Here is a 19,215-nt window from a genome sequence, read left to right as displayed (position 1 = left end):
TGCGCCGCGCTTAATGCGGCATGGCCAAATGTTCGGCAATCGGTCCCAATGCAAGTGTGGGGAAGAACGTAAGCGCCCCGATCACGACGATGATCACCACCAATATTCCGGTGAACAATGGGGTATTCGTCCGCAAAGTCCCTGCGGTTGCCGGAACCGTACGCTTGACGGCCAAAGAACCGGCGATCGCCAGCATCGCAATGATCGAAATATACCGGCCGAACAGCATGACGAGCCCAATGCCCACATTGTAAAAATCCGTATTTGCATTCAAGCCCGCAAAGGCGGAACCGTTATTGGCAGCCCCCGACGTAAAGGCGTAAAGCACTTCCGAAAGGCCGTGCATGCCCGGGTTGGCAATCGAAGCGACCGCTTCCGGACGCATGAGCGCCAAAGCCGTAGGCGCAAGAATGATGATCGGATGGACGAGCAGCGCGATGGAAGCCAGCTTGATCTCTTTGCCTTCGATCTTTTTGCCGAGAAATTCCGGCGTCCGCCCGACCATCAGACCGCAAATAAAAATGGACAAAATAAGATACAATAAACCGTTCAAAAGCCCTACGCCTTTGCCGCCAAAAACGTTATTGAGCATCATCTCGGCAAGTGCGGTAAAACCGCCCATCGGCGTCAAAGATTCATGCATATTGTTGACGGAGCCTGTCGTCGCGGCGGTCGTCACCGCTGTGAACAGCGCGGATTCCGCCAGCCCGAACCGGACCTCCTTGCCCTCCATGTTGCCGTGAACGCCCATTGCATCAAGCGCGACAACTCCGCGGTACTCGGAGACAAACACCGTCGTCAGCATGACCAGAAAAATGAAGCCCATCGCCGCAAATACGGCCCAGCCCTGCTTTTTATTTTTGATCATGAGGCCGAACGCATAGACTAGCGCCGTCGGCAGCAGCATCATGCAAACGATTTGGACCAGGTTGGCCAGTGGAGTCGGGTTTTCAAAAGGATGCGCGGAGTTCGTACCGAACCACCCGCCTCCGTTCGTGCCGAGATGCTTGATGGATTCAAGCGATGCTACAAGCCCGCGTGTTATCGTCTGCTGAGCGCCTTCCAGCGTCGTCGCCGTCACTGCGCCCTGCAGCGTCTGCGGTACGCCCTGGAACACCAGGAATAGGGCGACAATAAAACTGAGCGGCAAAAAGATGCGCGTAATCGAGCGGACCAGATCTACGTAAAAGTTGCCGAGATTATCCTCGCGGCCGATTAATCCGCGAATGAACGCGATCGCCACCGCAAAGCCAGTCGCCGCCGACGTGAACATCGGAAACGTGATGGCCAGCATTTGCGATAAATACGACAGCGCATTTTCCCCACTGTAGGACTGCCAGTTCGTATTGGTTATAAACGACGACGCCGTATTAAAAGCTTGCGCGGCCGGCATATTATCAATCCCGTCCGGATTGAGCGGCAAATACTTTTGCAGCCGCAGGACGAGAAACAGCAGAATGAACATAATGAAATTAGAAAGAAGCATGGCTGCCAAATATTGCTTCCAGCCCATGGACTCCTGTTCGTGGACTCCCATCGTCCGGTAAACGATCCGCTCGAACGGACCGAAAACCCGGTCCAGACCGGTCTTTTCATGACTAAACACTTTAACCAAATAGCTGCCCGCAGGCTTAACCAATAACATGATGATGATCAGCGTTACGGCTACCTGTAACAATCCCATGCCCATGCAAGATTTCCTCCTCGCTCGACTAAACCCATAATCTCTTTAAAACTTCTCCGGCTTTACCAGAACAAACCCAAGGTACACGATCAAGGCAAAAGCAATAATCCCTATCACCGTCATGGGGCTACCTCCTCTTGGCAACAACTGTCGATTAAGCCCGCTTTCCCTTAAAGAATCAATCGCATGCGAGCTCCCCCTCGTCGCCACAGTGAAATCTTAATACGGATCGGCGTAAAAAGGGGGTAAATAAACGGGGCCAGGGTGTAAAAAAAACATAAAAATCGCACGCAAAAAGTGTATCCGCAGCGAAAAGGGCAACTGCCCTTTTATCCGATGCAAAGGGCTGGGAGGGGCGGCCGGTGAGGCGAACGCCGCCATGTAGCGGTACGCTACGCGCCGGGATTCGTTGGCTCCGCGAACCCCGCCCGTTGGGCCCGCACCATGCTCCTCCACACCTGCCCGCCGGATTCGCGGGCTCCGCGCTACGCGCCCGTGCCTTCCCTCGCGGATTACGTCGCCGCAAGACGGGCGGTCCGGCAAGACGAAATCAGGAAAAACCTGCAAAAATACAGGTTTTCCAGCGGAAATGATTCATTTTGGCAAAAAGCCTGCAAAAGCGCAGGCTTTTTCGGCGAAAATGAACCTGAGCCTATGTGCGCGGCGCAAAACCTGCACAATTGCAGGAATTCTTCGCGGCCGGCGTAAAAAGGGTGCAAATTCATGTATTTTTGCAGGTTTTCTTCGCGCCGCTAGGCATCCGCTAGCCGGAATCAGGAAAAACCTGCAAAAGTGCAGGCTTTTCAGCGGTAATGATTCATTTTGGCTAAAAGCCTGCAAAAGCGCAGGCTTTTTGGGCGAAAATGAACCTGAGCCTATGTGCGCGGCGCAAAACATGCACAATTGCAGGAATTCTTCGCGGCCGGCGTACAAAGGGCGCAAATTCATGTATTTTTGCAGGTTTTCTTCGCGCCGCCAGGCAGATTGCGGCTGTTCGGCTCTGGCGCGGGGGTTTTTAGGCTTGATCTCGCTGTCGGTCTGCCTGTCGGGCGGCTGCGCCATCTTTGAGCGGCATGTGGCCAACCGACCGCCGTCATGCAGCGCGACACCGCGCGCTGGGAGCTGCGCGCGGTGCGAACCGCCGCGAACCGCCGCAACCCACCGCCGGACGAGCCTCGGGTAGGCTTCGGGCGAGTCACGGACGGGCGCCTGCGACACCATCGGATGAAGGACATCGGTGAAGGCGTCGAGTTTTTAGAATAAAAAAAGACAGACCCCAAAGGATCTGTCCCAAAGTTACTGCCGCCTTGCAAGAAGGCTGTTTATTTATCCAAATAACTGATCAATCTGTGAATCAATACGGCTGTTTCTTCCCGGGTCATCGGGTTCGAAGGCCTGAACGTGCCGTCTTCGTAGCCGTCCATGAATCCGCTCTGACGAATTTGCTTGACATAGGAACGCGCATATTCCGGTATGTCGGCCGCATCTGCGAACGGCTTCCCGTCTCCCGCCGCACTGCTTGCGCCGCTCACAACTCTGCCCAAAAGCGCAACGGCTTCCGCGCGCGTAATCGGCGCATCGCTATCCAGCACGAGTCCGCTAGCGGTTTGACGGCCTCCCATAATATTTTGAACCACGGACGTATACAGGTAAGGCTTGGCCCAGTCTGCAATTCGATTCCAATCTTTAAACTCATTCTCCAGATTGCCGTTTTGCAAGGCCAGTTTTTTCGCCGCAACGAGCAGTTTCATAAATTCCGCCCTTGAAATGCTGCGCTCCGGCTCGAAAAGGAGATTATCGCCTTGGGAAACGCCGTCGACGACGCCCAGCGATTGCAGCGCGTAGATGCCTGCGGCGGACCATCTGCCTTTGGCAACATCTTTAAAGTTGACAGGCTGTGCGACATTAAACAATGCAAACTTGCCCAGACGCCCGGCCTGCACGGTGACCTCGCCGCGAGCGGCGTCGTTCACGCCCTGAACCATTTCCCATTTTTGCATATAGTCGTTAAAACGGTATACCGTCAAGCCGCTTGAATCCGGGAATTGCGAAGCGTCGTAATGGAACTTCACTTCGGCCGGCTTGCTCGTCTGCTTGCCGCTGCGGACAATACCCAGCTCATAAATGCCGGAAACAAGCTGTTTGGTGCGCTTCTCTTCGCTGCTGACGTATTTGCCGGCGTCGCTTGCTTTGCCGACAACCAGTTTGTCAGCCTGGCTGACCGTACCTTTATAGATGGAAACGGTAATTTCTTCAACCCGCTTGCTTTGCAAATCGGTATCCGGGTACAGATCGAATACGCCTGATTCCTTAATGCCTTGCGTTTTGAAGCGGTCGAGCATTTGCTGCAGCAGCGCATCCAAATCCTTGTTCTTGTCCTTGTTTCCGTCTTCGGCGGGAACAACCGGACCGGTGATCGGCGGTGTGCCGCCGCTATCCGAGGAATCGCTTTTCGCCTCGATCTTAATCGTCTTCGTATCCTGCAAGGCGGTTCCGTTATCCAGCGTGTAGGTGGCGAGTACGCCGACATCGCCGGCCTGCAGCGCCTTCAGCTTGCCGGATACATCTATAGATGCGATCTCTGAGCCTTTGGTCAGCTCCCACTTGATCTGATCCGGTTTGAGAGCTACCGTGGAACCCTCGTCATCGATGCCGGTAAGCTTCAGCTGAAGCGATTCGCCTGCTTGCATTTTGGACACATCCGGCGACAGTTTGACGCTAACAAGCTGGATCGTCTTCGGATCTCTTTCAATATGAATCGTCATTTCATCTTGGACCGTTACGCCGCTGCTCAGCTTGTAGGAAGCGCGGACAGTAACATCGCCCTTGGCAAGCGCCGACAGGCTGCCGGAGCGGTCGAGGCTGGCGAAGGTATCGCCGCTCGTAAGCTCCCAGGTCACCCTGCTGTCATCGAGTGTGACGGCGGTGCCGTCATCCCTCAAGCCGGTGAGATCCAGCTTGACCGTATCGCCGATGAACATTTTTTGCACGGTCGGAGACAGCTTCACTTTGCTTATCGGTTTGATATCCGTTTCCCCGCCGACCTTCACAACGACGGCATCCTGGAACGAATACGTATCCGCCACTTGATACGAGGCTAGGAGAACGACATCCCCTTCCTGGTTCACCGTCAGCTTCCCGCTCGCATCCACTTGGGCGATCGACTCGCCTTCCATGAACTCCCATTTCACATATTCCGGATCGACGACCATTTCAGTTCCTGCGGCATCGTTTTGAATGCCGATCAGTTGAAGCTGCACGGAATCCCCGGCTTTCATCTTCTCCACATTCGGCGTCAAGCGCACTTTCTTGAGCGGCTTGATGGAGCCGTTGATAACCTGCAGCCTGGAAGTAGTCGTATTGCCTACGGCGTCCGAAGATGAAACGGCAATCTGACTTTTATACTGATTGCTCAGCGGTATGGACGCATGGAATTTGCCTTTGTCGTCAACGGACACTTCGCGGCCGTCAACGACCACTTTGGCGCCCGCTTCCGTACTGCCTTGAATTTCCGCGGTGCCGCTTGGCGCAATCGAATCGGATGCAGGGCTATCGAGCATCACTACAGGCGCCTTCGTATCGACGACGAACTTCACCCGCTTCACGGCGATGTCTCCGTCTTTGTTTTTAGCGACCACATCAACATAATGAATGCCGTCCGTCAGCTGATAGAGGGTAAGCTCATCGCTTGTGCCCTGCAGCTGCTTGCCGTACTTCACGGAATCGACGTAAATGTCGGCCGTAACTTCTTCCCCGGCGCTCAGCTTCAGCTTCACATCGCGTTCGCTCACGCCCGTCATTTGCGGAGCGGAGCCCTGTACGATGTCGATGGCTTCCGTATCGGCGATAAGGACGCCCTCCTTCGTTTTGCCTGCGACGCTGACCGCAATCTGCGGAGGATTAGGCTTCGGCAGCTCCACGGCGGCGCTGATGACGGTCGGTCCGTAAAAAGTTTTGCTCTTCTTGTTGTCCTGACTGTCCGTCTCCTGTCTTACCGGCGTAACCCCGATCTTGTAAGTTTTGCCAGTTTCCAGCCCGAGAATTTCAGGCGTTTTGCTGGCACCGGCCGGTCTTTTGTAAGTACCGCCAATAATGACGTTGTAATTGCCGTTCTGGTCTTTCGTCGTATTTTTCGCGTCAACGTAGGCGGCGCCGAATGTGTCGACCGCCTTGCCGGCCGCGTCGAACACTTCGATATTGTAGCCCGTAGTCGCCGGATCGGCGCTTGCCGGCCAGGTGGCGCGCAGCATGCCGTTGCCGTTCTTGGCGCCCTGCACGGAGCCGACGGCTGCCGGAGCTTTCGGATTCACGATATGCAGCAGCTCCGAATCCTTTTCGCTGTACGACATTTTCTCCGTCGACAGACCGAAGTGGACGTAGTAATCGCCGGATTGCACATTGTCCGGAATATCGATCGTCTGCCCGCCTGACTGCGGGTCCAGTGTGGCGATCACTCGGCCGGCGTTCTCCTTCTCCGTGGACAAGGAGACGATAAGCTTCGACGCTTCGTTGGGATTGTCCGACGTTTTATAATGCTCGCCGCTCCAGCTCAGCTGCAGCTTGTTGCCGGCTGCAAGCTCCGCGCTTGCGGCTGTCAGTTTCGGCACAGGCAGCACCTGCGCCAGCTTCGTTTCGACTTCGCGGTCGGAAGTCAGCGTATAGACGCCTGCCGCCGGCTTTTCGAAGCCGATCACCATGAAGTGCTTCTCGACGCCGTCAACCGTGGCCTTGCGAATGAAGTAGTTGCCTTTTTCTACAAGATCAATAGGCGTGCCGTCCGGCTTGGTAACACTCACCTGAGGGAGATCGCCCTCATACGCCACTTCGACGAGATAGCTGCTGGAAGCGTCATTCATCGCAAAAGTATGCGTCTTTTTGTCGTCGGCTGCCGCAAGCGCCGCGCCCGTGCCGTAGATCGGCGACTCGTTGTCGAAAGTTACGCCGTTCTTCGAAGCCAGCAGCGATGTCGGCTTCGAGCTGCCGATGATCCGCATATTCGTGCCGTACATCATCGTGCCTTTTTGGTTCCCTGTTCTGACCGGCATGGAATAAATGCCTCGGCCCCGGCTCGTGCGAGGAATATAATTCGGATCGGAAGATGCGATACCAACCCCGACGTCCAGACCGCCTGACCAATAATAATCGGCCGACAGTTCGATGGACAAGAGAAGCAGGTTGATCTGCGCCGCGGCCCAAATCTCCTCGTTATTGATGCCCGCGGAAGCTCTCGCCAGCGTTTCCCCGCCGACAAAAGGAACCGCATCCGGGATTTTCAGCTCAATGCTGGCCCTTCCGTCAAAACGCTTGTCAGATATATAAACACTGCCGCCGCCGCTAACAACCCCGTCCAAAATATCGATCGTGCCGCCGCCGGTGACATAGAAGCTCTCATCCGTCCCCGTATCCCAGGAAGCTTCCAAATAGGCTTTTTTGAAAATTGGCAGGGAGGCAACGTCCAGATTGCCGTCGATGCGCATTTTTCTCCGGTCGAATTTCCCTTCGAATTCTCCCTTGAACACCATATCTCCCTTGATGTCCTTTATCGCGCTAATATCGCTGAGCACGACCACCGTGAAAATATCGGCTCCGCCGTAGTACGGATTCGTCAGCTCGGCCAAATTCTCGACGCCGCCGCCCAGCTTCGTCACGTACACGCTGCCGGGAACGACCGGAATACCGGGATCGCCCTCGCCCGAAAGCACGAGCTTGTTCAAATACCACGTATCGTTTTGCCGTTCGCGGATAATCTCAAAGCTGACCTCCGCTTTCACGACGCCGATTTCCGCCGACCCGTCCACTGTGTAATGGCCGTTGAAGGTGTCGACGCCCACGTTAGCCTCGACGCCTTTGACTATCCCGTAGTTGGATAGCGACAGCTCGCCCTTGGCGATCAGACCTTCATAGCCTTTGCGGGAGAAAAGAATGTCCTTCGCATCGATGGACAGCGTTCCTTTCGATTCTTCTCCGTCCGCATTTTTCTTGCCGCTGCCAAGGAACGGCAGAGACACCTTCGCGCCGAAGGACAACACGTCCTTGTCATTGCGGTTCGCCAAAATCAAATCGTTAACGTCGACCGGCAAACCGGACAACATGACGTTCAGGAACTTGCCGACTCCGTCCATATGCACGACGACTGCCTCGTCCTTCGCCTTGTCGCGATCCCCGTCCAGCGTATATTTGAGGCCGTCCTGCAGCGCAATGTTGAAGTTGTCGTACCAGAAATCAAAGCCGTTCTTGGCGTTAACGCTGAGCAAGCCTTGTCCTTGAATATACACGTACGTTGCTTTCAACTGGCTCATTTGATCCTTATTCAGCCCGGATTGACCGCTATTATAAGGATAATCGATATCAAAGCCTGTGTTGGTCGAAGTAAAGACCTTGTTGAAGCCGACCTCCGGCAGACCCAGATCGGCGTTCGCGGCAGGCTTCACTTCCGTTCCCTGCTGAAGCGGACTGCCGATGACATCGAAATTCCACCGGAAGCCGGGATCGAAATTCGGCTCCAGATCGTAAGCAAAGCCGAAATTGTAAGTGCTGTCGATGTTGCGCACCTGCTGCTTGTTGTCCGAAATGATCATCGGAACCGGCGAGCTGTAAGTCATGACATCGTTGATAATGGCCTTCTTGTTCGCCGAGTAAACCAAATATTTCGATACTTGCCCCGCCGGAGTGCGCACCTCGCGAATATCGCCCTTAATGGTGAGAAGCACGCTGCGTTCCGGATCGCCGAGCTTATGCTTGGCAATAAGGTTCGCTTTGAGCTGCTCCAGCTGACTTTCGTCTTTAAGCGGCAGAACGCGGTAAATAAACGTCGGCTCGCTGCCCGAACCCTTGAGCGCAAAATCCTTGAGAACGGCAAGAACGCCGTAATTTCTCGAAATATACGATTTATCGTTCGTAGACATCAGCTTGAACGGCAGTTGGGTTCTCGTGCCGTCGTTCTGTTCGACAATAATGTTGTATTCGCCTACCGGCTGCTCATCTTCCAACGTTGCCAAAATGGTCGTATCGTCAGGCACCGAAATTTGGCTGGACGGAACTTTCAGCTCCTGCTTGGTGCCCGTATGCTGCAGCAGCAGCTTCCATTTGGTCGTGTCCTTGTACATCTCGAAGCCCGTTCCTTTAATCGTAAACGAACGTTTGCCGCTGTAGTAGAGCTTGTCCGGGCTTACGGTATTATAAACCGTTTTCGGCGGTCCGCCGTTCACACTTGGCAGCAGGACGAAACGACTGGAAGTGTAAATGTCCGAAGTACTTACCTTGCCGTCGGCCCCGATCTGCCTGCTGTCGTACACATCGACGCGATACTTCTCCATTTTGTAAATATCCTGGGGCAAAGCCTTAACCCGCCATGTAAACGCCTGCTGCTCGCCGACCTTGAGAAGCCGCTTGACCTTGGTGCTCTCCTCGCCCTTGACAAGCTGCAGCCCTTTCTCAAAGCTGATGGACGCCGTGACATTGTACACCTCGGCCGAGTTCGGAAGATTATTTTCGACAAATGCCGTAATCTCGAACTCTTCTTCCTTATAACCGTCGTACGTATCGTTCACATTCAGCTTGGAGATGGAAGACAACTGTACATTATAGCTGTACGTCTTGTCAGGCACTTCCCCGATGCCGTAGTACGTTTCAAAAACGGTGCGCTCTCCGCTCGGAAGCTCTGTAGGATTCCAGTAAAAAGCGACAGCCGTATCCTTCTTCCCGTAGCTTGACTCTATCGTAAAATTGAGATCGGGATTCGCCTGGTAATCCCATGTCGATTTGGATAACCCCTGCCAGTGTCCGATGATCATCGAATCCGGCGCTTTGTTGCCCCAACCGCTGGTCAACCCGTATGAAACGACGTTTGGCGCAAATTCGTTGTCGCTCGCGCGCCAAATTTTGGGCACGTCGCCGCCTTTGAAAACCTTCTCGGTATCGATAAATTGATTCCCGATCTTGATGCCTGCGCCGTCATTCGTTCCGGTCATCAAATCAAGCAGGATGCGGCTGCCGACCTGTACGGACGCCGCGGATTTGTTCGTTACGCCGTATTGAATGAACACATTGCCGTAATTCGGATTTTCCTTATCGATGATGAGCTCCAGCTTCTGCTTGATCTCGACGCCATCGACATCCCACGTCGTTACAATCGCTTTGCCTTGAATTTCCGGGCGGCCCTGCAAAGCGGCCTTGCGCGCCAGACTGAACCCGTAGCCCTCCCCGAAAATGTAATCCTCGTCATTGATCCGGAACGTCGTGAACGACGTATCCGGACTTTTATCCTGAAACAACAGCCATTTGTCATCATCGCTCTTTCTGAGCGGGTTGCCTTGAACGGTTTTGATCGTATAATGGCCCTTGCCGTCAACGACCATCTTCACAATCCCGTTGTCCAGCTCCAGAGGCGGATCGGTTACGACCGCCGCATGAACCAATTCAGCGGAAGAATACATAAACAGCATGAGGACGACTAAAAAACTGCTAATCCATTTGTACACAGCCTGGCTCCTTTCTCACCACATAAGAATGCGTTCGCTCATCCTCGAAATCCTTCGATTGAAGTTTTTCTCATTGGCCTCCAAGGAAGTAAATGTTGATCGTCACCGTTCTCCGGTTCAAATCCTGGAAATAAAACGTATGCCAGCCTGGCTGCTTGGCCTGGAATTGGATTTCCTTGGCGACAGGCGCGCCGTTTACGTCGTGTTCCAGCGTCTCCGGGCTGAGCTTGAAATCTCCGCTTTTAAGCATGCCGTCGCCCTTTTTGTAGAAGGCTTTGTACTGCTCGACGAAGTTCACGATTTTAAAAGTGGCCTGATTGCCTTCGACCATGTACTGCGCGCTAGGCTCGAATTGGCCGTTCACCAGAACAAGAAAATCGCTCGGCGACAAAACTTTGACAGGCCGCTTCACCTCGGCGGTATTGCCTGCCTGGTCCGTCGTACTGTACGTGACTACGTACTCGCCGCCCTTCGAGGTATCCAACTGCGGCGGATTCAACGTAACTCGGTCGGGAGCAATCGCGCCGTCCCGGTCGTCGTAAGCTTCAAAATCATTCAAATTGATCGTCTCGCCCGGCATGAAAACCATCACGGAATTGGCGAATTTGACGACAGGCGCCGTTTTGTCGATGTTTTGCACCTTCGCGCCGACACGGACCCGATTGCCCGCTTCGTCCGAGACGATGAAGGTGAAGGAGCCGTTTTCCTTAAATACGAGACTCGTTTTCTCGTCGTTATTAATGCCAATCAGCTTTTTGCCATTCTCGCTGTACACGGAGGCCGTGACGCTCTGATTGGTCAACTTCGTCTCGCTGTACTTGACGGTGACGATTGGCGGCGTTCTGTCGATCTGGTTGACCGTTGCTTTCACGGACGACGTGTTGCCCGCTTCGTCCTGCAGATCAAACACGAACTCGCCGTTCTCTTTGAACACCACCTGCTTGCCGCCGTTGTTGTTTAACACCTTGAAGTCTTCGCCAGCCGTCACTGTGGCGATTACGTCTTTGTTCGTAGGGCCGTCCGTGCTGTAAATGATTTGCCCGACCGGCGCTTTGCGGTCGATATTGCCTACATGATACGTGAATTCCGCCGTATTGCCGAGCGCATCGGCTGCTTGGAACGTATAGTCGCCGTTTTCATGCGCCGCCATCGTATTGCTGCCGCCGTTATTGACAATATCGCCCCCGTCCGGCAAATTCAGCGTCAGCGTGACATCCTCCCGGGTAGGGCTAGTTTCGGAGGCGGTGATCGTTCCGCGAGGCGGCGTTTTGTCGATCCAATTGACGCCGGCGACGACAGTTCCCTCATTTCCGGCTTTGTCTCTGAAAGTGTAAGTGAACACGCCGTTTTGCTTAAACGTATGCTGCGGGCCGCCGTCACTCGTGATCGTCACCGGTTCGCCGCCGTCGTCAACCGCCGTCAAATTGACGACTACATCCTGGTTCGTCAACGATTTGGTGCTGTATACGACAGTTCCTGTCGGCTTGACCTTGTCGATGTTTCTAACCTCGACGGGGATGCTGCTTTCGTTGCCGGCCTGATCCCGAATGATGAAAGTAAAAGTTCCGTTCTCCGTAAACGTATAGCTCGCCTGTCCGCCGTTATTGACAATCGTCACAGGCGCACCGCTGTTGTCCGCCGTTTGAATGGTCGCCGTGACCGGCCCGTTCGTCGGCTCCGTCGTGCTGTAGGCGACCGTGGCGGTCGGCGCTTCTTTATCGATGTGAGTGACCTCCGCCGTCACGGAAGACCGGTTGCCCGCCGCATCCTGGAACTCAAACGTAAACGTGCCGTTCTCCTCCAGAACTATGTAATTGCTGCCGCCGTTGTTCAAAATGGTCGCAGGCGACTCATCCTCCAACTGGAGCGTGACGCCGACGCCGCTTCTTGTCCAGCCGGTGCTGCCGTAGCGGAGCGTCGCGACCGGCGCCGTTTTGTCGATGTTCCACACCGGCACCTTGACCGGCTGATCGGCCACCGCTCCGGTCGTATCCCGGAGAACGAAGGAAATGATGCCGTTATGCGAAATGGTGTACACGGACTCCGTGACCGACAGGCCGTTCGTTTGGCTGCTGACGAGCTGCTCGCCCATCCCTGTTTCGAACGTCATATCCGCCAACGAAAAGCGGTTGTTGTATGTGGCGATCGTAACCGTAACATCGTCTTTCGTAAGGTCTGTCGTCGAAAAGGAAACATTCGCTTTCGGCAGCGCCGGATTGATCTGATCGACCGTCGCCAGGGCGCTGCTGCGGTTGCCCGCCTCGTCCTCATATTCAAAGGCAAAGGAACCGTTCGCGTTGAACGTATAGTACGGGATACCTCCCGGCGTATTGAGTACGCGAACGCCGGCTTTGTCAAACGTGATATGCGCCGTTACCGTATTAGCCGTAGGCTCTGTCATCGAATACGCAATTGACGCCATCGGCGCAGTCCGGTCGACAATCAGTTTGTCGCTCGTTCGAATAGCCGCATTGCCCGCTTGATCGACCGCCTTCACGTGCAAATACCATTCCCCGGACTCAAGGCCGCTCTCGGTAATGACGGTTTCGTTCGCCGCAGCTATCCACCCGCCGTCCGATGCGTCAGGCGCCGACTGGGATTTCGCCCATTGGTAATAAACCTGTAGATCGCCCTTGGAGGTCCGATTATCGTCGGCATAGACGGCAGCGCTCACAGTTTGGCTCGGCTGCTGCTGCCTATCGGCGTCGATGCGGATATTCGGAGCGATGTTATCGATGTTCGCCACCTGCACGGGAATCAAACGCTCGTTGCCGGCCTTGTCTACTACCTTGAACGTATAGCTGCCGTTCTCCGCGAACACATGGCTGTCGCCGTCAGGTGTTTGCAGCTCATTCGCAGGCGTCACGTTGTCGCTGAGATTCGCCAGACGAACCGTGACCGGCCCGCGGGTCAGCGCCGTTTCGCTATAAACGGCTTCGGCGACGGAAGGCGTCTTGTCCACGACGATGGACCGGGGTACCGTATCGCTGCGGATGCCGACTTCATTTTCAAAGCTGAAATCATACCCGTAGGTCCCTTCGGCCGCAGGCAGCCCCAGCGTAAATAACGCCGAACCGTCCGTTACCGGGCCGCTTTGAATTTCTTGCCCGTTCCGGTCTGCAACATGATACATATAAGGCTCCTTCGATGCCGTGCCGATCCTTATTTTCACTTCACTCGCGTTCGTTTGCTCCGGCATGTCGATCTGAAAATCGGAGCTTTTCGGCGCCGTATTGCTCAACTTGAACACCCGGGAGGTGCTGATGCTTTCATTGCCGAACGAATCCACCGCTTTAATATGAAGGTACCAGTCGCCGTCGGCGCCACCCTTCGTTAATGCGGCGCCGTTCGTAAAGGAAGCCCAGCCGGCATCCGTCGAAGGAGGCTTGCCCTCGGAGCTCGTCCATTGGTAGTACAGCCCCGAGATCGTGTTCGCATCCTTCACCTTCACAGCCGCCTTCGCTTCCTTGACCGATGCGGTCACCGACGGCGCATATTGAAAAACAACGGAAGGCGGCGTATTGTCAACGTAAAACGCCCTGCTCTCCACGGCCTCATTGCCCCAAACGTCCGACGCCCGGACATGCAGATACCAGATGCCTTCCATCGGCTGGCTCTCATTGTCGGTCGAAACCTCGTACTGGGAGCCGAGCTCCTTCCATACCGCATTTTTCGCTTCGGCGTCCTGACTCCAGAAGTACTGGATCGGCTTCAAGGTGCTGTTGGCGTCCACGGCGCTGATCCTTGCTTTTTGCGTCCGCTGCTGCGTTAAATTGCCGTTAGGCGTCATGCTGATTTCCGGCGGTTTCGCATCCAGATAAAAGGGCAGCGTAACAGCCTCGGATTTGTTCCCTGCACGGTCAAAGGCGCGCACATACAAGGTGTATCGGCCGTGCTCCGGGAACTGAGGCGTCTGCACAGGCTGGCCGTTGCGGAACGGAAGCCAGGCGGTTTCGCTGAGTTCGTCGTCGTAATACACCCACTGATACTCCAGCCGGGTGTCATCCGGACCGGCCAGTGCATCGGTGACCGTCACTTGCGGTGTCAGCGAACCTAGATAAGCGCCACCGCTTCCGTCAGGCGTAATGGCAATGTCGGGCTTGACGTTGTCAAAGCGAATGGCCGGACTCGTAATCCGGTTGACGTTGCCGGCCTTGTCCTCCAGCAGGACCGTTACAAACCAGTCTCCGTTGGTATTGTCTTTGAAGACGGTCGGCAATTTGCCGTCCATGACCCCATATGTCACCCATGCAACGCTCTGCTGGTCGGGGGACTGCACCCATGCATACTTGAGAATATCGCCCTTCAGGCCCGACCCTTGCTCGATCACATTCAGCTTGACCGTATGCTGGCGCTCATAGGTGCCGTCCGTATCCGGCAAAAATTGCACGGTCGGCAGCTTCGCATCGACGCAAATCGCTTCGCCTTCAAGAGACAACGGGGGCGTATAGTTGTTTTGCACTATCGCCGTATTGCCGAAATCGTCGGTAACGCCCAGATTCGCGACGAAGTTCTTGTAAGCCAAATCGTTGCCCTCGTCCTCAGGCTGCACCACGTATTCATAGGTTACTTCCTTCGTGCCGCTGCCCGATTTGTAAACGGCTCTTTTGCCGTTGTTGAATTCGATATACCCTTTCGTTCCCGTAACGATATCGTCCAGCAGCAGCTTGACCGTGAGCTTATCGCCGGCCTTCAAATATTTCGTTCCGGTGGACGTCGCCACTTGAACTTCGTTAATGATCGGCACGACGCCGTCCACCTGCAACATGCTGCTGTCCAGTTGGTTAGAGTAACTGGAACCGCCTGTGTAATTGTAAGAAGTATCATACTTACTTTTCCAATTCATAGGATTTGCCATCGTACTGCCCAGCATCTCATTGTCGGAGAGATCCTTCACATTTGGCGGGAGAATCGAGCCGATTTTGTCGTCTCCGCCCTGCTGGCTGTCCCATTCGCTAGCAGACCGGGTGCCGATGCCGAGATATCTTCCTTGATTGTAAGGCTTTTTGCCAACGTCGCTGCGCGTCATATCGTCCGCTGCGACGGTGTAGTGAAACGTAATGTCTTTCGTTCCGTTGCCTGAATAATAGACGGCTTTTTTCCCCGTGTTCATCGGCAGCTCGAATGACGTGTCGATATTCACGATCTCATCAAAATGCAGGACGATGTCGATCGTCTCGCCCAGATGGAATTTGCCGCTGCCTGCGTTCGGCACGGTGATGCTCTGCAAGCCGGGTCCAACAGTATCGACAAGAGACAACTTTATGCTCTCAAAATAACTAAGAGGAGTCCGCGAATCGTCCAGCACAAATTGAACGCTATTGCCGCCGGGTTTAAAGGGAGTCCACCCCGAGGTCATCGAGTACGACACCGCTAGCCCTCCGTCATCGCTATTTTTTTGTCTCTTGACCTGGTCTCCGTTTGTGACCAGAATCATCGTATCGTTGTCATCAATCCTTACCGAGGTGTCGACCTTGAATTCCAACTGTCCCATCTTCGCAAGCTCCATCAGAGGCGCCGGAAGATCCGCAGGCGAGATCGTTCCGCCCAGGGCAAATCCATCGTCATCAGAACCTGAATTTTTCGTCCTTAAGCTCAGATTGTTGGGAAACTTCGGAATATAGGATGCATTTGCCTGCAAATTGCTCTCGTCATAGTCGTCATTTTCATTCGAAAACTTGGACAACGCGCTGTTGTAAGTCACATATTGAAGAAAATTATCATCCGCCCAGGCAGGTTTGGCTTCCACCCTATCGGCCAGCATCGCATGCAAACCCAGCGCCGCCAGCATGGCAACGAGATAGGAATATTTTTTCTTCATCCTTTCCTTTTTTCTGCGCTTCCGTTTCTGTATCATTCGCTGTTCCTCCTTGGAAATGAGATGGTGGGATCCTTAGAGTCATTTTGCATAGTTCCTTTTACCCAGAAAACACTTTCAAAATGTGACAAAATATTTATTGTCTTGGATATTACCACATGCGTCTCTCAAAATTCTCACAAACAGCCCCAATTATTTCCTGAAACAAAAAAAGAGCAAGGAGATCGCTCGCTCTAAACTGGTCCGAATAGACTGGACACTTAGAAAAAAGGTATTTAGGCTGTGGGAAGCGCGGAACGCTGGAAGAAAGCCTACGAGAGGGGCGGAATTATTGGACTCACGGCTGTATAGAACCGTAAGGTGATTATGCCGTGACGGAGTCGGCTTGAACTAGTTTTTTTGGTGTGACTAACGGTGGTGGAAAATCAAAAAAGAACCTAGGAATTTTCACCAGGTTCTTTTTGTATTGCAAATAAAAAATCACGATGATATAATCGGATTACGACTTTTTATATTTGAAATCACAAAGTTATCGCATCTTACAATTTTATTGTACCACGTCGGGCTAACTCTTGTCAAATGGTTTTTCTCATTTTAATAGTTAGGAGAGATGTAGAATGTGTTCTTTGGTTCTCGGCTTTCAGGAAATGGAAAAAACGCAGCTTTTGCTCGTTGGCGGAAAAGGGTTAAACTTAGGGGAATTATCAAAAATTGAAGGAATACAAGTACCAGAAGGATTTTGTGTTACAACAGCGGGATATCAAAAAGCCATCGAACAAAACGAAACGTATCATGCTTTGTTGGATCAACTAACCGTGCTAAAAGTAGAGGATCGAGCGCAAATTGGTGAAATCAGCCGGGAGATTCGACAAACCATTATGGGAATAGAAATTCCATCCGATGTTGTAAAAGCAGTTACTCACTATCTCTCCCGGTTTGGCGAGGAACATGCATATGCAGTACGTTCTAGTGCGACTGCTGAAGATTTACCGCATGCCTCTTTTGCCGGTCAACAAGACACCTATTTAAATATCATCGGCAAACAAGCAATCTTGCAGCATATCAGCAAATGTTGGGCTTCCCTATTTACGGATCGCGCGGTAATCTACCGTATGCAAAACGGATTTGACCACAGCCAAGTTTATTTATCCGTAATCGTTCAGAGGATGGTTTTCCCGCAGGCTTCAGGGATTTTATTTACCGCTGATCCGATTACCTGCAACCGAAAGTTGTTATCCATCGACGCCAGTTTTGGACTTGGAGAGCTACTTGTCTCTGGCTTGGTATCTGCCGATTGTTATAAAGTTCGCGATGGGCAAATCGTCGATAAGAGGATAGCAACCAAAAAATTGGCGATCTATGGACGAAAAGAAGGCGGAACCGAGACGCAGCAGATCGAACTTGATCGGCAAAAGACTCAGACACTTACTGAACAACAAATTTTACAACTGGAACGCCTCGGAAGACGGATCGAAGCTTATTTCGGCCAGCCGCAAGATATCGAATGGTGTTTGGCCCATGATACATTTTATATTGTCCAGAGTCGTCCGATCACGACTTTATACCCGATCCCTGAAGCGAATGATCAAGAAAATCACGTCTATCTATCTGTCGGTCACCAACAAATGATGACAGATCCCATGAAACCGCTGGGATTGTCTTTTTTCCTGTTAACGACTCCTGCACCCATGCGCAAAGCTGGTGGAAGGTTGTTTGTTGATGTTACATCCAGGCTGGCTTCACCTGTCGGCCGGGAGACTTTATTAAATACCCTGGGATCCGATCCGCTCATAAAAGGCGCACTCATGACCATAATAGAGCGAGATTTTATAAAATTGTTACCAAATGATCAAACAGCACCGAGTCCGGGCAGAAGCAATACAGATATGCTGGCACAATTCGAGAACGATCCGACAATCGTTTCTGATTTGATTAAGCGTAGTCAAACATCGATAGGAGAGTTAAAACAAAACATCCAAGCGAAATCGGGTTCCGATTTATTTGATTTTATTCTGGAAGATATCCAGCAGCAATTAAAGAAGATTTTATTTGCCCCACAAAGTTCGGGTGTGATTATGGCTGCTATGGATGCTTCATCATGGATCAATGAAAAAATGAACGAGTGGTTAGGTGAAAAAAACGCAGCAGATACGCTTTCTCAATCCGTACTGGGCAATATTACTTCGGAAATGGGTCTGGCGCTATTGGATGTCGCAGATGTGATTCGTCCTTATCCGGAAGTCATTGATTATTTGCAACATGTAAAAGATGATAACTTTTTGGATGAACTGGTTAAGTTTGACGGTGGACAGGAAGCCCACGACGCTATCGATGCTTATCTCAGCAAATACGGAATGCGATGTGCCGGAGAAATCGATATTACTAGAACTCGTTGGAGCGAAAAACCAACTACACTTGTCCCCATGATTCTTGGTAATATCAAAAACTTTGAGCCTAATGCCAGCAATCGGAAATTTGAGCAAGGGCAACAGGAAGCTTTGGCAAAGGAACAAGAGTTATTAGATCGATTGAAGCAACTACCGGATGGTGAACAAAAAGCCAAAGAAACAAAACGAATGATCGACCTCGTCCGCAATTTCATCGGGTATCGGGAATATCCCAAATACGGCATGGTTACTCGCTACTTCGTTTATAAGCAGGCTTTGCTGAAAGAAGCCGAGCAGCTCGTACAAGCGGGCGTTATTCTTGAAAAAGAAGATATATACGATCTCACTTTTGAAGAACTTCACGAAGTTGTACGCACAAATAAACTGGATTATCAGATCATCACCAAACGAAAAGACGATTACAAGTTTTTTGAAAAACTAACTCCCCCACGTGTAATCACGTCTGACGGTGAAATCATTGCAGGTAAGTACAAACGTGAAAATCTGCCGGCCGAAGCTATTGTAGGTCTACCTGTTTCTTCCGGAGTTATAGAGGGACGGGCACGTGTCATTTTAAACATGGAAGATGCCGATCTGGAAGATGGAGATATATTAGTCACCTCCTTTACAGACCCTAGCTGGACACCATTGTTTGTATCCATAAAAGGCCTGGTCACCGAAGTTGGCGGACTGATGACCCACGGAGCAGTTATCGCACGTGAATATGGCTTACCGGCAGTTGTCGGAGTGGAGAATGCTACCAAGCTGATAAAAGACGGGCAACGAATTCGCGTGCATGGAACAGAAGGGTATATCGAAATATTGTAAATACGACAAGTATAAATT

General features: G+C 52.6%; 6 protein-coding genes. 1 reads left to right on the top strand and 5 read right to left on the bottom strand.

Annotated features, from left to right (window positions below; genetic code table 11):
- Positions 1–10: 10 nt before the first annotated feature.
- The 5 genes from kdpA to AC0LWT_RS04180 form a co-directional block, all read right to left on the bottom strand.
- The gene (gene kdpA / locus AC0LWT_RS04200; protein WP_474680252.1) at positions 11–1,684 is read right to left on the bottom strand and encodes a potassium-transporting ATPase subunit KdpA; all 1,674 of its coding nucleotides are present in this window, start codon (positions 1,682–1,684) and stop codon (positions 11–13) included.
- A 45-nt stretch (positions 1,685–1,729) separates the two neighbouring features.
- Entirely contained in the window at positions 1,730–1,807 is a 78-nt protein-coding gene (locus tag AC0LWT_RS04195; protein ID WP_474680251.1) for a potassium-transporting ATPase subunit F, read from the bottom strand.
- Positions 1,808–2,278: 471 nt separating this feature from the next.
- Positions 2,279–2,746, bottom strand: coding sequence for a hypothetical protein (locus AC0LWT_RS04190; RefSeq protein ID WP_474679960.1), 468 nt, complete (start codon positions 2,744–2,746; stop codon positions 2,279–2,281).
- A 260-nt stretch (positions 2,747–3,006) separates the two neighbouring features.
- Positions 3,007–10,164 carry an S-layer homology domain-containing protein gene (locus AC0LWT_RS04185; protein WP_474679959.1) on the bottom strand — a complete coding sequence of 2,386 codons (7,158 nt, stop codon included), beginning with the start codon at positions 10,162–10,164 and terminating at the stop codon, positions 3,007–3,009.
- A gap of 70 nt (positions 10,165–10,234) precedes the next feature.
- On the bottom strand, positions 10,235–16,021 hold the full coding sequence (locus AC0LWT_RS04180; RefSeq protein WP_474679958.1) for an Ig-like domain repeat protein: 5,787 nt from the start codon (positions 16,019–16,021) through the stop codon (positions 10,235–10,237).
- Between the two features lie 578 nt (positions 16,022–16,599).
- Between AC0LWT_RS04180 and ppsA the strand changes: the two genes are divergently transcribed.
- A complete protein-coding gene (gene ppsA, locus AC0LWT_RS04175) occupies positions 16,600–19,197 on the top strand; it encodes a phosphoenolpyruvate synthase (protein WP_474679957.1) in 2,598 nt (865 codons plus the stop codon).
- The last annotated feature ends 18 nt before the right edge of the window (positions 19,198–19,215 follow it).

This window comes from Paenibacillus sp. sgz302164, assembly GCF_056120505.1.
Note: the sequence above shows the minus strand (reverse complement) of the source record. Positions and strands in the feature narration are given on the sequence as shown.

Excerpts from the sequence above, each read along its gene's own strand:
- kdpA (WP_474680252.1), bottom strand. The coding sequence starts at position 1,684 with ATGGGATTGTTACAGGTAGCCGTAACGCTGATCATCATCATGTTATTG.
- AC0LWT_RS04180 (WP_474679958.1), bottom strand. The coding sequence starts at position 16,021 with ATGATACAGAAACGGAAGCGCAGAAAAAAGGAAAGGATGAAGAAAAAA.
- AC0LWT_RS04195 (WP_474680251.1), bottom strand. The coding sequence starts at position 1,807 with ATGACGGTGATAGGGATTATTGCTTTTGCCTTGATCGTGTACCTTGGG.
- ppsA (WP_474679957.1), top strand. The coding sequence starts at position 16,600 with ATGTGTTCTTTGGTTCTCGGCTTTCAGGAAATGGAAAAAACGCAGCTT.
- AC0LWT_RS04190 (WP_474679960.1), bottom strand. The coding sequence starts at position 2,746 with ATGGCGCAGCCGCCCGACAGGCAGACCGACAGCGAGATCAAGCCTAAA.